The sequence below is a fragment of the Brucella sp. JSBI001 genome (assembly GCF_026014005.1).
Lineage (GTDB): Bacteria > Pseudomonadota > Alphaproteobacteria > Rhizobiales > Rhizobiaceae > Brucella > Brucella anthropi.
Window position 1 is genome coordinate 1,481,868 of sequence record NZ_CP110339.1, and the last position, 15,211, is coordinate 1,497,078.

Genomic DNA, 15,211 nt, shown 5'->3' on the forward strand with positions numbered 1-15,211 from the left:
AACGGTTTTGCATAAGGAAAATGCGTGAAAACAAAGAGTTATTCGAGGATCAGGCCGCATTGGTCATCGGTTTGCCGATTGCAGCGGCAAGCACCTTCTCCTGGGTAAGATTTTCATTGGGGAAATCGCCACGCAGCCTGCCCTCACCGATCACGAGAACACGGTCGCTGATGCCAAGAACTTCCGGCATTTCGGAAGAGACCATGAGCACCGCGACACCCTGTTTCGCGAGTGCGAAGATCAGTTTGTAGATTTCATATTTCGCACCAACATCGACGCCCCGCGTCGGCTCATCGAGAATGAGCACCTTGGGGTCTGGCAGCATCATCTTCGACAGCACCGCCTTCTGCTGGTTGCCACCGGACAGGGATGCAATTTCCAGCATCGGATCGGCAGTCTTCACCTTGAGGCGCAGAATTTCGCGCTGGATCGTGGCCAGTTCCGCTTCCTTGTCGAGCAATCCGCGCAAGGAAAAGCGATCCAGCACGGAGACCGTCATATTATAGCCCACAGGCATGATCGGCAGGATGCCATCCTTCTTTCGGTCCTCCGGCACCATGCAGATGCCCTGTCGAACCGCATCACGCGGTGTGCGGATCTTCAGCTCCTTGCCTTCCAGAAAGACTTGCCCGTCATGCGCTCCGGGCCAGACACCGAACAGGCTGGACACCAGTTCCGTGCGCCCCGCGCCCACCAGCCCGGCAATACCGAGAATTTCACCGCGTCGCAGCGCGAATGAAACATTGTCGACCACCTTGCGATCCGGATTGGTCACATCCCAGCAGTTGATATTGCGCGCCTCGAAAACAACCTCGCCAATATCGTGCGGCTCGCGCGGAAACAGGTTTTTCATCTCGCGCCCCACCATCATGGTGATGATGGCTGGCGTGGTGAGTTCCGCCATCGGCTTCGTCGCGATATGCGTTCCGTCGCGAATGACCGTCACCGTGTCGGAAATTTCGGCCACTTCATCCAGCTTGTGGGAGATGTAGACACAGGCCATGCCTTGCGCCTTGAAGTCCTTGATGAGATCGAGAAGGACGCGTGTTTCGGATGCCGTCAGCGCCGATGTCGGCTCATCCAGAATGAGCAGTTTCGCATTCTTGTTGATCGCCTTTGCGATCTCGATCAACTGCTGCTTGCCACCCGGATAATGATAGACCGGAAGCGCGACATTGATGTCATGGATCTTGAGGCGCGCCAGAAGTTCCGTCGCACGCGCATTCATCTGGTCATAATCGATGAAGCCTCCGCTTGTCGGCTCCGATCCCAGAAAGATGTTTTCCGCAACCGACAGATGCGGCACCATCATGAGTTCCTGATGGATGATGACGATACCCGCGGCTTCCGTATCGCGGATGCCCGTCGCCTTCAGTTCCTGGCCTTCCCAGAAAATTTCCCCGCTCCAGGTGCCATGGGGATAAACGCCGGAAAGCACTTTCATCAGCGTGGATTTGCCCGCGCCGTTCTCACCGCAAAGGCCGACACACTCCCCCGCGCGCACTTTCAGGTAAATACCGTCAAGCGCTTTCACGCCGTTGAAGTCCTTACCGATATTGCGCATCTCTAGAAGATATTCGGACATCGCATATGACCTTGCAGTAACGCAGCAGCATGAGCCGTCCGGTTTCAAACCACACCATCTTCTGGCGGGAATGTTCCGGACAACGCTGTCACAGACAGCATCGACAAGTCGGTGAGGCCAGAAGCTGGATCATGATTTCCAGACTTCCGGCCCCACTATTCTCTCAAGGATAAGTCGCCGGAAAAGCTTACTTCCCTTCAATCTGCTCCTTGGTGTAGAAGCCGTCCTGAACGTAGATGTCGATATTGTCCTTGGTCACGGCAGTCGGCGTCAGCAGAAGCGTGTCGACCTGCTTGCCGCCATTGTCGAGCTTGGAATTGAACTCAGGCGTTTCACCCTTGACCATCTGGACGGTCAGCTTGGCAGCTTCCGAAGCAATGAGTTTCAGCGGCTTGTAGACCGTAACGGTCTGCGTACCGTCAATCAGACGCTTGACGGCGGCAAGGTCGCTATCCTGACCGGAAACAGCAGTCTTTCCAGCCAGTCCCTGCGCGGCAAGAGCCTGAATGGCGCCGCCGGCGGTGCCGTCATTTGAAGCGACAACCGCATCAATCTTGTTCTGTGCAGCCGTCAGAGCATTTTCCATGATGGAGAGCGCTTCCGTCGGGCTCCACTCCTTCACCCACTGCGAGCCAATGACCTTCACCTTGCCGGAATCGATAGCTTCTTTCAGAGCCTTTTCCTGGCCGGCACGGAGAAGCTTGGCGTTGTTATCCGTCGGCGAGCCGCCAAGGAGATAATAATTGCCTTCCGGCTTGGCCTTCAGGACGGCTTCGGCCTGCATGAAGCCGACGCGCTCATTGTCGAACGAGATATAGGCATCGATATCCGCATTGAGGATCAGACGATCATAGGACAGAACCTTGATGCCGGATGCCTTGGCGTCAGCCACGACCGCATCGAAAACCTTGGAATTCATGGGCACGATGACGATGGCGTCAACACCCTGCGCAATCAGGTTTTCAACCTGCTTGACCTGCTTTTCCTCATTGCCGTCAGCCGACTGTACATTGACCTTGGCGCCCAGCTTTTTCGCCGCTTCAATGAAATAGTCGCGGTCACGCGCCCAGCGCTCGACGCGAAGATCGTCGATGGAAAAGCCAATGACCGGGTTTTCCGGCGAAGCATAGACCGGCGTGGACGCCATGGCGCCAATGCCCAAAGCCGCGGCAACCAGCGCGCCGGTCAGAAAATTACGACGTTTCATGCAAATCTCCTCCAAACAACACCGGCTTGCTACCGGCTGATATCAAACCGCGCCCCCGAACGTGTTCCGCCCCCGGAGTTCGGCACGATAAAACAGCCCTCTTCAGAGCTGCTTATTCCTTGAATGGCTGATCCTCCCATAGGCGCGGTGCGCCAAGATCACTCCATCGGGACAGCATGCAAAAGACACACTGCCCCATCCTCGGGAACCATTGATACGTGAAGAAAAATGAATAGCAAGCATTTTTTGATTTACGTACCTCATTTTTGATCTTATGGTCCGCATCGAGGAGCGAGGATGAAACCTACAGTCCATGATATAGCCAGAACAGCGGGCGTCAGCCTTGCCACGGTCGACCGTGTGCTGAACGAACGTCCGGGTGTGAGAGCAAAGACGCGCGACCGGGTTATGGAAGCGATGAACACGCTCGGTTATGTGCGCGATGTGGGCGCTGCCAACCTCGCACGCGGACGGCTTTATCAGTTCGATTTTATTTTGCCGGACAATGAAAATACCTTCATGCTGAGCCTGCGCGCGGAACTGCAATCCGCGACAGAACGGGCTTTGGCTGAGCGTGTACTGGTCAATGTCGTACTCGTTCCGGCCTTCGATGAAGCAGCACTTGTCGCAGCACTGGACGAATGTGCCTCACGCAAGCCCGACGGCGTTGCATTCGTGGCAGTCGACACCGATCCCGTGCGCGAAGCCTGCGCCCGATTGGGTGAGCAAGGCATGCACGCCGTCACGCTCGTATCCGACCTTGGGCATTCCACACGAACGCATTATGTCGGCGTCGATAACGGCGCAGCCGGACGCACGGCAGCGCGGCTTCTGGGGCTCTTTGCCAACGGAACGGAGGGGGCTCTTGCAGTGGTCGCCGGTTCGTTGAAAGTCCGCGATCATCAGGAACGTTTCGACGGTTTTACGGCAGCCATGAAAGCAGACTTTCCGGGTCGCGAGATATTGCCCGTTCTGGAAGGCTTCGATGAAGGATCGCGTGTGGAACACCTTGTCGGCAAGCTGCTTGACGAGCGCAGCGACATTGCCGGGATCTATAGCCTCGGCGCTGGCAACAGCGGTCTTGTGAAGGCGTTGGCTGAGCATACATCCAATCGACCGCTCGTCATCGCGCACGAACGCGACAGCGTGACCTCAAAAGCGCTGACAGATGGCATTATCCATGCGGTGCTGGCGCAGGATGCGGGCCATGAAATCCGCAGCGCCATCCGGGTTCTCAAAGCATCTGCGGATCGTCTGGCGATCGTTCCGGGACAGGAACACATCCGCATCGAAATTTTCCTTAAAGACAACCTGCCGCATTTCGACTGACGCGCGGGCCACAACGCCTTTCCAACAGGAGCAAATATGTATCTCGGGCTCGATCTAGGAACATCCGGTGTCAAGGCGCTGTTGATCGACGACGCGCAGACGGTGATCGGTTCGGCCCATGGCGAACTGGACGTGTCCCGCCCCCATCCGGGCTGGAGCGAACAGGACCCGGTACAGTGGATCAAGGCCTGCCGCACTGCAATTGATGGCCTGCGCGCGGCCCATCCGAAAGAGTTTTCGGCGATTGCCGGTATCGGCCTTTCCGGCCAGATGCATGGTGCCACCCTGCTGGACGAACAGGATCAGGTATTGCGTCCCTGCATCCTCTGGAACGATACGCGCAGCTATCGCGAAGCGGCCAAACTCGATGCCGATCCGGCGTTTCGCGCCATCACCGGCAATATTGTCTTTCCCGGTTTTACCGCACCGAAGCTGGTTTGGGTTGCCAATAACGAACCGGAGATTTTCGCGCGCATCCGTAAGGTGCTGCTGCCGAAGGACTACCTTCGCCTCTGGCTGACCGGGGAGTATGTCTCCGACATGTCGGATTCGGCAGGTACAAGCTGGCTCGATACCGGTGCACGCCGCTGGTCGCGCGAGCTTCTGGACAAGACCAACCTCGATGAAAACCAGATGCCGCGCCTTGCCGAAGGCACGGACGCAACCGGACGGCTGCGGGCCGAACTTGCCGCCGAATGGGGTATCGCCGGTCAACCGGTCGTGGCGGGCGGCGCTGGCGACAATGCGGCCTCGGCCTGCGGCATGGGTACGGTCAAGCCCGGCCATGCCTTCGTTTCGCTCGGCACATCAGGCGTACTCTTTGCCGCAAATGGTGCCTATCAGCCGAAGCCTGAAAGTGCGGTTCATGCCTTCTGTCATGCCTTGCCCGACACATGGCACCAGATGGGTGTCATCCTGTCCGCAGCGAGCGCGCTTGACTGGTATGCACGGCTTGTCGGCAAAACGGCACATGAACTCGATAAGGAACTCGGCGACACGCTGAATGCACCGGGCAGCGCGACATTCCTGCCCTATCTCTCGGGCGAACGCACCCCGTATAACGATGCGAAGATACGCGGCGTATTTTCAGGCCTTGAGCATGAATCCGATCAGCGCGCATTAACGCAAGCCGTTCTGGAAGGCGTCGCCTTCGCTATCCGTGACAATCTCGCCGCGCTGCAATCGGCTGGCACCGATATCAAGTCGCTGACCGCCGTCGGTGGTGGCTCGCGCTCCACCTATTGGCTGAAGGCAATCGCGACCGCGTTGAATGTACCGATTGCCTTGCCGGAAGAAGGCGACTTCGGTGGCGCTTTTGGTGCCGCACGACTGGGCCTCATTGCGGCAACCGGCGTCGATCCATTTGCCGTCTGCACGCCACCGCGTACGGAGCGCACGATAGAGCCGGAAGCCGCCCTGCTCCCTGCCTATGGGGAAGCCTATCAGCGCTATCACGCCCTTTATCCGGCACTTCACGCCCTCGCCGGTTAGTGACGCTGCCGCAAACAATCAGACATGACGACATTCGAACGGGAGGACACAATGAGCACCGGATTTTTCGGCGACATTCAAAAGGTTAAATATGAGGGGCCGGACAGTGATAGCCCGCTGGCATTCCGTCACTATAATCCGGATGAAATCGTGCTGGGCAAGCGCATGGAAGACCATCTGCGCTTTGCGGTCGCCTACTGGCACAGCTTTGCCTGGGAGGGTGGCGACCCGTTCGGCGGACGCACCTTCGACCGTCCCTGGTATTCCAACGAGCTGGATGCAGCAAAGCTCAAGGCTGATGTGGCCTTTGAGTTTTTCTCCCTGCTTGGCGCGCCCTATTATTGCTTCCACGATGCAGATGTGCGGCCCGAAGGGCGCAACTTTGCGGAAAACACGCGATATCTCAATGAAATTGTCGATATCTTCGAGAAGAAGCAGGCCGAAACCGGCGTAAAGCTTCTCTGGGGCACAGCCAATCTCTTTTCCAACCGCCGCTATATGGGCGGGGCCGCAACCAATCCAGATCCCGATGTGTTCGCCTTTGCCGCAGCGACCGTAAAAAGCTGCATCGACGCAACGAAACGGCTCGGTGGTGAGAACTACGTGCTCTGGGGTGGTCGCGAAGGCTATGAAACGCTGCTCAACACCGATCTTGGACGCGAACTTGACCAGATGGGACGGTTCCTCAATCTGGTAGTCGAATACAAGCATAAGATCGGTTTCAAGGGCACGATCCTGATCGAACCGAAGCCGCAGGAGCCGACCAAGCATCAATATGATTACGACGTCGCGACGGTTTATGGCTTCCTGAAGCGTTACGGCCTCGAAAACGAAGTGAAGGTCAATATCGAGCAGGGCCACGCCATTCTCGCCGGTCACTCGTTCGAGCATGAACTGGCGCTTGCCCGTGCACTTGGCATTTTCGGTTCCATCGACATGAACCGCAATGACTATCAGTCAGGCTGGGATACGGACCAGTTCCCGAACAATGTGCCGGAAATGGCACTCGCCTATTATCAGGTCCTGCTTGCAGGCGGCTTCACCACCGGTGGCACGAATTTCGACGCCAAGCTGCGCCGTCAGTCGCTCGATCCGCAGGACCTGCTGATCGGCCATATCGGTGGCATGGATTGCTGTGCACGCGGGCTGAAAGCAGCCGCCGCAATGCTTGAAGACGGCGCATTGTCCAAGCCGCTCGATGAGCGTTATGCAGGCTGGAACGGCGATTTCGGCAAGAAGCTTTTGACTGGCCTCTCGCTGGACCAGATCACGGCTGAAGTCGAAACGAAGGACATCAATCCGCAGCCGAAATCCGGCCGCCAGGAGTATCTCGAAAACGTCGTCAATCGCTACGTTTGAAGCCAATAATCGACGGATACAAAAAAGGGCGCCACCAGCGCCCTTTCTTCTATTACATGTCAATTTCTAAAGCTTGACCCAGCCGCCGTTTTTCTGTGACGAGCGCACGCAGGCATCGATGAAAGCAACGCCCTTCAATCCGTCATCGACGGTCGGATAGATCACGGCACTGTCCAGCTTTTTGCCGTTGCGATGAGCTTCGATGGCATTGGCCGCTTCCGAATAAATCGCGGCAAAAGCTTCCAGATAACCTTCAGGATGCCCAGCCGGTACGCGGGTCACGCGGGCGCTCGCAGAGCCAGTACCGGCACCGCCCCGCGTGATGAGCCGCTTTTGCTCGCCAAAAGGCGTGAACCAGAGATAGTTCGGGTCTTCCTGCGCCCATTCGATGCCGCCCTTTGTGCCATATACGCGCAGGCGCAGCGCATTTTCATTGCCGGGCGCAACCTGACTGCACCAGAGCATGCCCTTGGCACCACCCGCAAAACGCAGCATCACATGCGCATTGTCATCCAGGCGACGTCCTTCGACAAAACTGTCGAGATCAGCGGCAAGACTGTCAAGCGTCAGGCCGGTCACGAAGGAGGCGAGATTGAACGCGTGCGTGCCAATATCGCCGGTCGCGCCGCCAAGTCCCGATTGCGCCGGATCGGTGCGCCAGACAGCGCCCTTTGCACCGGTTGCCTCAACCGCTTCGGTCAGCCAGTCCTGCGCATATTCCACCTGTACGACACGAAGATCACCAAGATCGCCATTGGCGATCATCTCGCGTGCCTGCCGCACCATCGGATAGCCGGTGTAATTATGCGTCAGAACAAACAAGGCACCGCTTTCATCGGCAACCTTTTTCAGCTTCTTCGCATCGGCAAGCGTCGAGGTCAGCGGCTTGTCGCAGATGACGTGAATGCCGCGCCGCAGAAACTCCTTGGCAGCTTCATAGTGAACGTGGTTCGGCGTTACGATGGAAACGGCTTCAATGCCGTTTTTCAGCCGCGCCTCCCGAATGGCCATGTCCTTGTAGCTGGAATAGATACGGTCTTCGGCCAGCCCCAGTTCACGTCCCGAGGCCTGCGCCTTTTCCGCTGATGACGACAAAGCGCCTGCCACCAGTTCGAACCGGTTGTCGAGCCGCGCCGCCATACGGTGAACGCCGCCGATAAACGCGCCAGCACCACCACCCACCATGCCGAGGCGGATACGGGGAGCAGCTGTTTCCGTGGTCTTTGCTTCGATGGTCATATCGATCCCTGTATCTTATAGGCCGAGCATACGGCGATTGGCAGCGTCATCGGTGCCGCCGGATGCGAAATCGTCAAATGCCTTGTCGGTGACGCGGATGATATGCGCCTTGACGAACTCCGCGCCTTCACGCGCTCCATCTTCAGGATGCTTCAGCGCGCATTCCCATTCGACAACGGCCCAGCCGTCAAAATCGTTCGCGGCCATCTTGGAGAATACAGCGCCGAAATCCACCTGCCCGTCACCGAGCGAGCGGAAGCGGCCTGCACGATTGACCCAGCCCTGATAGCCGCCATAGACACCTTGCCGCCCGGTCGGATTAAACTCCGCATCCTTGACGTGAAACATCTTGATGCGGTCCTTGTAGATGTCGATATTGTCCAGATAATCGAGGCACTGCAGGACATAATGCGACGGGTCGTAAAGCATATTGGCCCGCGGGTGATTTTTGACCTGCTCCAGAAACATCTCGAAGGTCACACCATCGTGCAGGTCTTCGCCCGGATGGATTTCATAGCAGATATCGACCCCGTGCTCGTCGGCATGATCGAGGATCGGCTTCCAGCGTCGGGCGAGTTCCTCAAATGCGGTTTCGACCAGACCGGCAGGACGCTGCGGCCATGGATAGACAAACGGCCAGGCCAGCGCGCCGGAAAAGGTTGCATGCGCGCCGATGCCGAGATTGCGCGAGGCGCGGATCGCCATCTTTACCTGCTCAACCGCCCAGGCCTGACGCGCCTTGGGATTGCCGCGCACCTCCGGCACTGCGAAACCGTCGAAAGCTTCATCATAGGCCGGGTGCACCGCAACGAGTTGGCCCTGCAAGTGGGTCGAAAGCTCCGTGACTTCGACGCCGTTCTGGCGAGCGACCCCGGCGAATTCGTCGCAATAATCCTTCGATTCAGAAGCCTTTTTCAGATCGATCAGTTGGCTGGCCCATGTGGGAACCTGCACCCCGGCATAGCCTTTTTCGGCAGCCCATTTGGTGATGCCATCCCATGTGTTGAACGGCGCTTCATCGCCTGCGAACTGCCCAAGAAAAATCCCGGGACCCTTGATCGTCTTCATCAAATTTCTCCTGAATATGCTCGGACCCCGCCATCAACCGGCATCGAGCAATTTGAGAGCGCGCTTCGCGCTGCATATCGGGAATGAAAAGAAAAGCCGTGCGCCTGCCCAGACAGGCGCACGGTATTCAAGCACCTTAGAACGGCGAATCCGGGAAATAGAAATCCTTCGCATTGTCCTTGGTGACGAGTGTTGCATCGAGGATGTAGCTGCCGCTCACAGGAATCTGGTCATAGAAATGACCGGCGGCGAGTTCCATGGCAGTTGAAACCATTGCTGGCGGATAGAGAACATCAACCGGCACAAGCTTGTCGCCATCCATCACCTTCTTGATCATGTCCTTGGAGCCTGCGCCGCCCACAACATACTGGATGTCGCTGCGGTTGGCCTGCTTGATGGCTTCGAGAACGCCGACAAGCATGTCGTCATCCTGTGCCCAGACCACATCGATCTTCGGATATTTGGTCAGGAAGTCCTGCATGACACGGAAAGCATCATCGCGGTTCCAGTTGCCATACTGGCGATCCAGAACCTTCACGTTGGAGCCTTCAATGCCCTTGTCGAAACCGTCCTGACGCTGCTGATCGATCGGGATCGGCAGGCCGCGAATGACGACGACCTGGGCATCGGGCGTGGTCTTCTTGATATATTCGCCGGCGACCTGTCCGAGTGCCGGGTTGTTACCCGCCACGTAAAGATCGCGGATGGAATTGTCGTTGCTGCTCGGCGCACGGTCGACCAGAGCGACAAAGGTTCCCTTGTCCTTGATTTCCTTGATGGCGTTGAAAAGCGGATCTGGATCGGTTGGCAGAACAACCAGCCCGTCGAGGCCCTGTACGGCCAGATCCTGCAACGCATTGGCCTGCGATGCCGCATCGGGCGACGTCTTGACGATGACGTTGAGGCCCGGATGCTCAGCCATCAGAAGCTTCGCCACGCGTTCGGCATGATAGACGACGCCTGCCGTCCAGCCATGATCGGCCGCCGGAATCGACACGCCGATCGTCACTTTCTTGTCCTGTGCGCTTGCTGCGCTGCCAAAGGCAAGCGCACCCGCCGTCAAGGCGGCGAAAGCAAGCTTCATCAAATTCCCTCGCATAGTCTTCCTCCCAGTAAACACGGGGCTCTCATTCCTCTCAGGCTGGAATCGCCCCAACAATTCCGCCAATCCTTAAAGCGTGTCACATTTTATCGTACTCGTATGACACGCTTTAAGCTTTTGTTTTCATGCATGTCTCCCAAAACCGCTTTCCGCTTTTGGGAGACATGCATTAGACCTATCTTCGCGACAGCGAACGTTGCACCAGCATGGCGATAATGATGATCGCGCCCTGAATTGCCCCGAGCAGATACTCGCTGACGAAGTTCGACAGGATCATGATGTTTCCGATGATCTCCAGAATGAACGCGCCGCAGATCGTGCCCCAGATACGGCCCACGCCGCCGCGCATCACTGTACCGCCGACGACGACAGCGGTAATGGCATTCAGTTCCCACATCATGCCGGTCTGGGCCGAGGTGGAGCCGAGACGCGGCACATAAAGCAGCACCGCAACAGCCACGCACAACCCTTGCACCACATAAGCAACAGTGCGCACCTTCTTGACCGAGATACCGGAATAGCGCGCCACATCTTCGTTGGAACCTGCCGCCAGCAAATGACGGCCATAGCGTGTGCGATAAAGCACAAAAGCTGCTAGCGCCGCCGTCGCAAAGATGAAGATAACGGGGACCGGAATACCAGCTATGTGTCCGTAGTAAACCGGGCGATACATGGCCTGAATTTCGGAATTGCGAAGAGTGATCGCGCCGCCCTGTGACAGCCAAGTCGTCAAACCTCTGTAGATACCCATGGTTCCAAGCGTTGCAATGAAAGGCTCAATTCCGCCAACCGTCGTTATCAGCCCGTTCAACAGACCGCAGGCTGCACCGATGATCAATGCCAGCATTACGGCCGCAATCAGCATCATCACCGGATCGGCAATCACCCCACTATTCATGAACAGGATCATGATGCTGGCGACGAAAGCCACCATTGATCCTACTGACAGGTCCAGACAGCCCGAAGAGATTACGTAGGTCGCGCCCACTGCAATAATCGCGATAAATGCAGCGCGTGTCATGACATTGAGTAAATTGTCTAGGCCTATGAAATTCGGACTAGCGATAGCACCAAGTACAAGCAGCAAGGCGAGCGCAATGAACGGGGCAATGGCCCTTAAATCCCAATCCTTGGATGTTCTCGCCACTGAGCTTTTATCGGTCGCAACCTGTGTCATCTACTTCCCACTTTATTGTTTTTATGCGGCATTTTCGGCTTCTACGCCGGTTGCAAGCACGACGATGTCATGTTCCGTCATACGGTCGCTTGTCACCTCACCGGCAACCCGCCCTTCCCGCATCACGACGATGCGGTCGCAGATACCGATCAGCTCCGGCATTTCCGACGAAACCACGATTATCGATTTCCCCTCATCTGCCAGATTGGCAATGAACTGGTAGATCTGCTCCTTTGTGCCAACATCGATACCGCGTGTCGGTTCATCAATGATGACGATGGACGGATCGAGCATCATCATCTTGGCAAGTAAAAGCTTCTGCTGGTTCCCCCCCGAAAGCTGACCTGCCAGAATGTCCTTGCGGCCTGTGCGAATATCGAACTCGCGGATCGCATCATCGAGCGCAGTGCGTTCCCGGTTGCGGTCGATCTGCAAACCGCTGACGAATTTCTTCAATGAAGCTAGCGTGAGATTGACGCCCAGGTCCTTGGACAGAAGCAGCCCTTTGCCCTTCCGATCCTCACTGAGATAAACAATTCCCGCCTTCTGGCTTTCATGCGCATTGCGGAAATGAACCGGCTTGCCATTGTGGCGTGCATCCCCCTTACCGGGTCGCAGACCGACGATCCCTTCCATCAGCTCCGTGCGTCCGGCGCCGACCAGACCGGCAAAGCCGAGTATCTCGCCCCGGTTGAGATGGAAGCTCGCATTTTGCACGTAGCCGGGTACGCTGAAGTTATCGACTTCGAGAATGGCAGCGTTGTCATGCTGGCTTGCGCGGTCAGGATAAAGCTTTGAAACGTCACGACCGACCATCAGGCGGGCCATGTCCGATGGCTGCAATTCCGAAGACAAATGCGCTGAAACAAGCTTGCCATCGCGAAGCACAGTCACGCGATCGGATATTTCCTTCACTTCCGGCAGACGATGCGAGATGTAGAGGATGGCGACACCCTTCGCACGAATATCCCGGATCACTTTCAGCAGCGCCTCCGTCTCAAACGGTGTCAGCGAGGCGGTCGGTTCGTCGAAAATCACCACACGATGCGGCACCAGCAACACGCGCGCAATCTGCACGAGCTGGCGCTGTGCGATCGACAGGGAGCCGACAACTGCATCCGGATCGATATCGGCACCAAGATCACGGATGGCCTTGCGCGCACCTTCGCGCATCGACTTGTCATCGACGACCAGTCCACGGTTAAGCTCGCGACCAAGATAGATGTTCTGCGCGACGGTCAGATCGGGTGCGAGGAGAATTTCCTGATGCACCAGCACAATGCCCTGCGCTTCGGCCTCTACCGGCCCCGAGAAAATAACCGGCTTGCCGTCGATGCGGATTTCTCCGCTCGTAGGACGCTCATTGCCTGCAAGCAACTTCATCAGCGTCGATTTCCCGGCTCCATTCTCGCCGATGATCGCATGGACTTCGCCGCCGAAAATGCGCAAATCGATATTTTTCAGAACCTGAACAGGACCGAATGATTTGGAAAGCGACACAGCTTCCAACAGTGCTGGCCCGTCATCTTTATCTGGCGCACTCATGCGCAACCGCCCACAGCGAACTGCCGCATTTTTTGCGTCTTTAATATGCTCTTTGCCGATAGTTCTGGCTGCACGTGAACTCCTCCCAAAGCGTCACGATAAAAAGCTTAGCTTTCGTTTTGAGGTACGTAAAGCAAAATATGCACTCCAAGGTGTTATCAAACCGGAGGAGCCCTGACCTTACGAGGCTTCTGCCGTTAAACAGAAAGGTTCCGATCAATCATCCTGATGGATCGGTTCATCGACAAATGTACCGCCCTGATAGACCGCGAGTGCTGAATCCGGCGCTGGTCGCGGCGTTGTCTTCTCCAGCTCGACCCGGAAACGTTCCGCATTGTCCTTGGGGTGCCAGCCGAGAAAACGGGCATGGCTGTTGTTCCACCACGCCGAATCGTTGTTCGAAACACCCCAGATAACGGGACATCCCAGCATCGGCGCCCGGAAAACACACTCAATCAGACCGGCGAAATCGTCATACGACATCCAGGTCGAAAGCATGCGATGATTGCGCGGCTCCTCAAAACAGGAGCCGATGCGAACGATTGCCGTCTCCTGACCGAACTTGTCATGATACATGCTGGCAATGGACTCACCGAAGCATTTTGAAATGCCGTAAAGACCGTCTGGACGTGTGGGCGCCTTTGCGTCGATATATTCGTCCTGTCTATAGAAACCGATCGTATGGTTTGAGCTGGCAAAAATGATACGCGGATGGCCATGCGCCCGCGCAGCTTCATACAGATTGTACATCCCGACGATATTTGCGTTGAGTATTTTGCTGAAAGACGCCTCGGTCGAAATACCACCGAGATGCAGAATACCGTCGCAACCTTCGACAAGACGCATGACTGCATCTAAATCGCCGAGGTCGCATTGAACCAACTCTTCATTGAGTTTGGCTTTGCCGAGATCGGCAACGTCGGACAGGCGCAGCAGCTCGGCTTTGCCGGCCAGTTTATCTCGCATTACGCGCCCGAGTCCGCCCGCAGCACCGGTAATCAGAAGTCTTTTCACGAAAATCTCCAATCGGACGGGATAGGGCAAAATTCGACCGTTCGGCTTGTGGGCGTCAGAGCCCTCGTGAACGGTTATCTTAAGGATGGAAAAGCAGCGTCCCCTCCCAGGTACGTCGCCGCGACAACCATCATACATGTCCAAAAGTGACGGTCAACGCCGACACAGCCAGCAAACTATCGCTTCCGGCGACGGAACGGACATGATTACTGATCCGGCAACAGGCTAGTCAGATTATCGATGAGCGGCGACCGGTTGTTCTTCATCGAAACCAGCCCCAGCCGAGCCAGAAGCGGCTCGCCTTCGATTGGACGGTAAGTCACTCCGGCCAGCTTGATCTGGGCAATGGCAGCGGGAACAATCGAAACGCCAAGATCGGCGGCGACCAGGTTTACGACCGACGGCATCTGCGGTGCTTCCTGCGCGACGATCATTTCAAAGCCTGCATTTCGGCAAGCCTCAACCACATCGTCGTAAAGGCTAAGCCCCACAATGCGCGGGAAAAGCACGAATGCCTCATTTGCCAGAGCTGAAATCGGCAGCTTGGGATGGACGGCAAGCGGATGATGGCTCGGCAGGGCGATCAGCATCGGCTCATCAGCCAGCCGTTTCATGCGCACATCCTTGGGGTTTTCCAAACCGGGTCGGATGAAGGCGGCGTCCACTTCCCCCCTGACCAGCTTTTCCATCAGAAGATGGCTGTTCATCTCCGTCAGGGTCAGCCGGACATCGGGCCATCTGGCGCGAAATTTACGGATCGTGCCGCTGACGACCGGATTGAAGGCAGACGAAGCGGTAAAGCCCAATGCCAGCCTGCCGGTTTCTCCCCGTGCCGCGCCTTGCGCTGCGAGCTTCGCCTTCTCGGCGGCAGCAAGAGAAGCCTTCGCTTCACCGAGGAATGCAGTTCCTGCTGCGGTCAGTTCGGCTCCATGCGGCACGCGATGAAATAGCGCAACACCGATCTCGTTTTCGAGGTCGCGTATCTGCTGGCTGAGCGGTGGCTGGCCGATACCGAGCTTCGCAGCCGCGCGTGTAAAATTGCCCTCTTCGGCCACGGCCAGAAAATAACGCAGATGACGCAGTTCCATCGCCATA

12 protein-coding genes are annotated in these 15,211 nt (G+C 56.9%); 3 read left to right on the plus strand and 9 right to left on the minus strand.

Annotation, left to right across the window (positions count from 1 at the left end):
• Positions 1-49 precede the first annotated feature (49 nt).
• Together LJ361_RS07120 and xylF are read right to left on the minus strand one after the other, a co-directional pair.
• Positions 50-1,585, minus strand: coding sequence for a xylose ABC transporter ATP-binding protein (locus tag LJ361_RS07120; protein ID WP_036586501.1), 1,536 nt, complete (start codon positions 1,583-1,585; stop codon positions 50-52).
• Positions 1,586-1,772: 187 nt separating this feature from the next.
• Positions 1,773-2,792, minus strand: a complete 1,020-nt coding sequence (gene xylF, locus LJ361_RS07125; protein WP_151665346.1) for a D-xylose ABC transporter substrate-binding protein — start codon at positions 2,790-2,792, stop codon at positions 1,773-1,775.
• Between the two features lie 297 nt (positions 2,793-3,089).
• Here xylF and LJ361_RS07130 point away from each other — a divergent pair, with 297 nt between their 5' ends.
• The 3 genes from LJ361_RS07130 to xylA are packed head-to-tail and all read left to right on the plus strand — an operon-like array spanning position 3,090 to position 6,971.
• Positions 3,090-4,121: a LacI family DNA-binding transcriptional regulator gene (locus LJ361_RS07130; RefSeq protein WP_264813104.1), complete on the plus strand. Its 1,032-nt coding sequence runs from the start codon at positions 3,090-3,092 to the stop codon at positions 4,119-4,121.
• A 36-nt stretch (positions 4,122-4,157) separates the two neighbouring features.
• On the plus strand, positions 4,158-5,612 hold the full coding sequence (gene xylB / locus LJ361_RS07135; protein ID WP_264813105.1) for a xylulokinase: 1,455 nt from the start codon (positions 4,158-4,160) through the stop codon (positions 5,610-5,612).
• A gap of 51 nt (positions 5,613-5,663) precedes the next feature.
• A complete protein-coding gene (xylA, locus tag LJ361_RS07140) occupies positions 5,664-6,971 on the plus strand; it encodes a xylose isomerase (protein WP_029927659.1) in 1,308 nt (435 codons plus the stop codon).
• A 66-nt stretch (positions 6,972-7,037) separates the two neighbouring features.
• Here the strand turns inward: xylA and LJ361_RS07145 are convergent, their stop codons facing one another.
• From LJ361_RS07145 to LJ361_RS07175, 7 genes are all read right to left on the minus strand, one after another.
• On the minus strand, positions 7,038-8,210 hold the full coding sequence (locus LJ361_RS07145) for a Gfo/Idh/MocA family protein (protein ID WP_264813106.1): 1,173 nt from the start codon (positions 8,208-8,210) through the stop codon (positions 7,038-7,040).
• A 15-nt stretch (positions 8,211-8,225) separates the two neighbouring features.
• Positions 8,226-9,278 carry a sugar phosphate isomerase/epimerase family protein gene (locus LJ361_RS07150; protein ID WP_010658607.1) on the minus strand — a complete coding sequence of 351 codons (1,053 nt, stop codon included), beginning with the start codon at positions 9,276-9,278 and terminating at the stop codon, positions 8,226-8,228.
• Positions 9,279-9,414: 136 nt separating this feature from the next.
• On the minus strand, positions 9,415-10,377 hold the full coding sequence (locus LJ361_RS07155; RefSeq protein WP_264813107.1) for a substrate-binding domain-containing protein: 963 nt from the start codon (positions 10,375-10,377) through the stop codon (positions 9,415-9,417).
• A 178-nt stretch (positions 10,378-10,555) separates the two neighbouring features.
• Positions 10,556-11,557, minus strand: a complete 1,002-nt coding sequence (locus tag LJ361_RS07160) for an ABC transporter permease (protein ID WP_264813108.1) — start codon at positions 11,555-11,557, stop codon at positions 10,556-10,558.
• A 21-nt stretch (positions 11,558-11,578) separates the two neighbouring features.
• Complete coding sequence (locus LJ361_RS07165; protein ID WP_264813109.1) at positions 11,579-13,102, minus strand: sugar ABC transporter ATP-binding protein; 1,524 nt, start codon at positions 13,100-13,102, stop codon at positions 11,579-11,581.
• A gap of 216 nt (positions 13,103-13,318) precedes the next feature.
• Positions 13,319-14,116 carry an NAD-dependent epimerase/dehydratase family protein gene (locus LJ361_RS07170; protein ID WP_010658603.1) on the minus strand — a complete coding sequence of 266 codons (798 nt, stop codon included), beginning with the start codon at positions 14,114-14,116 and terminating at the stop codon, positions 13,319-13,321.
• Positions 14,117-14,322: 206 nt separating this feature from the next.
• Entirely contained in the window at positions 14,323-15,204 is an 882-nt protein-coding gene (locus LJ361_RS07175; protein WP_036586663.1) for a LysR family transcriptional regulator, read from the minus strand.
• Between the last annotated feature and the right edge of the window lie 7 nt (positions 15,205-15,211).

What these genes read in the sequence shown, in the direction of transcription:
- LJ361_RS07130 (WP_264813104.1), top strand. Translation starts at nt 3,090, where the DNA reads ATGAAACCTACAGTCCATGATATAGCCAGAACAGCGGGCGTCAGCCTT.
- xylA (WP_029927659.1), top strand. Translation starts at nt 5,664, where the DNA reads ATGAGCACCGGATTTTTCGGCGACATTCAAAAGGTTAAATATGAGGGG.
- LJ361_RS07150 (WP_010658607.1), bottom strand. Translation starts at nt 9,278, where the DNA reads ATGAAGACGATCAAGGGTCCCGGGATTTTTCTTGGGCAGTTCGCAGGC.
- LJ361_RS07145 (WP_264813106.1), bottom strand. Translation starts at nt 8,210, where the DNA reads ATGACCATCGAAGCAAAGACCACGGAAACAGCTGCTCCCCGTATCCGC.
- LJ361_RS07155 (WP_264813107.1), bottom strand. Translation starts at nt 10,377, where the DNA reads ATGCGAGGGAATTTGATGAAGCTTGCTTTCGCCGCCTTGACGGCGGGT.
- LJ361_RS07175 (WP_036586663.1), bottom strand. Translation starts at nt 15,204, where the DNA reads ATGGAACTGCGTCATCTGCGTTATTTTCTGGCCGTGGCCGAAGAGGGC.
- xylB (WP_264813105.1), top strand. Translation starts at nt 4,158, where the DNA reads ATGTATCTCGGGCTCGATCTAGGAACATCCGGTGTCAAGGCGCTGTTG.
- LJ361_RS07160 (WP_264813108.1), bottom strand. Translation starts at nt 11,557, where the DNA reads ATGACACAGGTTGCGACCGATAAAAGCTCAGTGGCGAGAACATCCAAG.
- LJ361_RS07120 (WP_036586501.1), bottom strand. Translation starts at nt 1,585, where the DNA reads ATGTCCGAATATCTTCTAGAGATGCGCAATATCGGTAAGGACTTCAAC.
- LJ361_RS07165 (WP_264813109.1), bottom strand. Translation starts at nt 13,102, where the DNA reads ATGAGTGCGCCAGATAAAGATGACGGGCCAGCACTGTTGGAAGCTGTG.
- xylF (WP_151665346.1), bottom strand. Translation starts at nt 2,792, where the DNA reads ATGAAACGTCGTAATTTTCTGACCGGCGCGCTGGTTGCCGCGGCTTTG.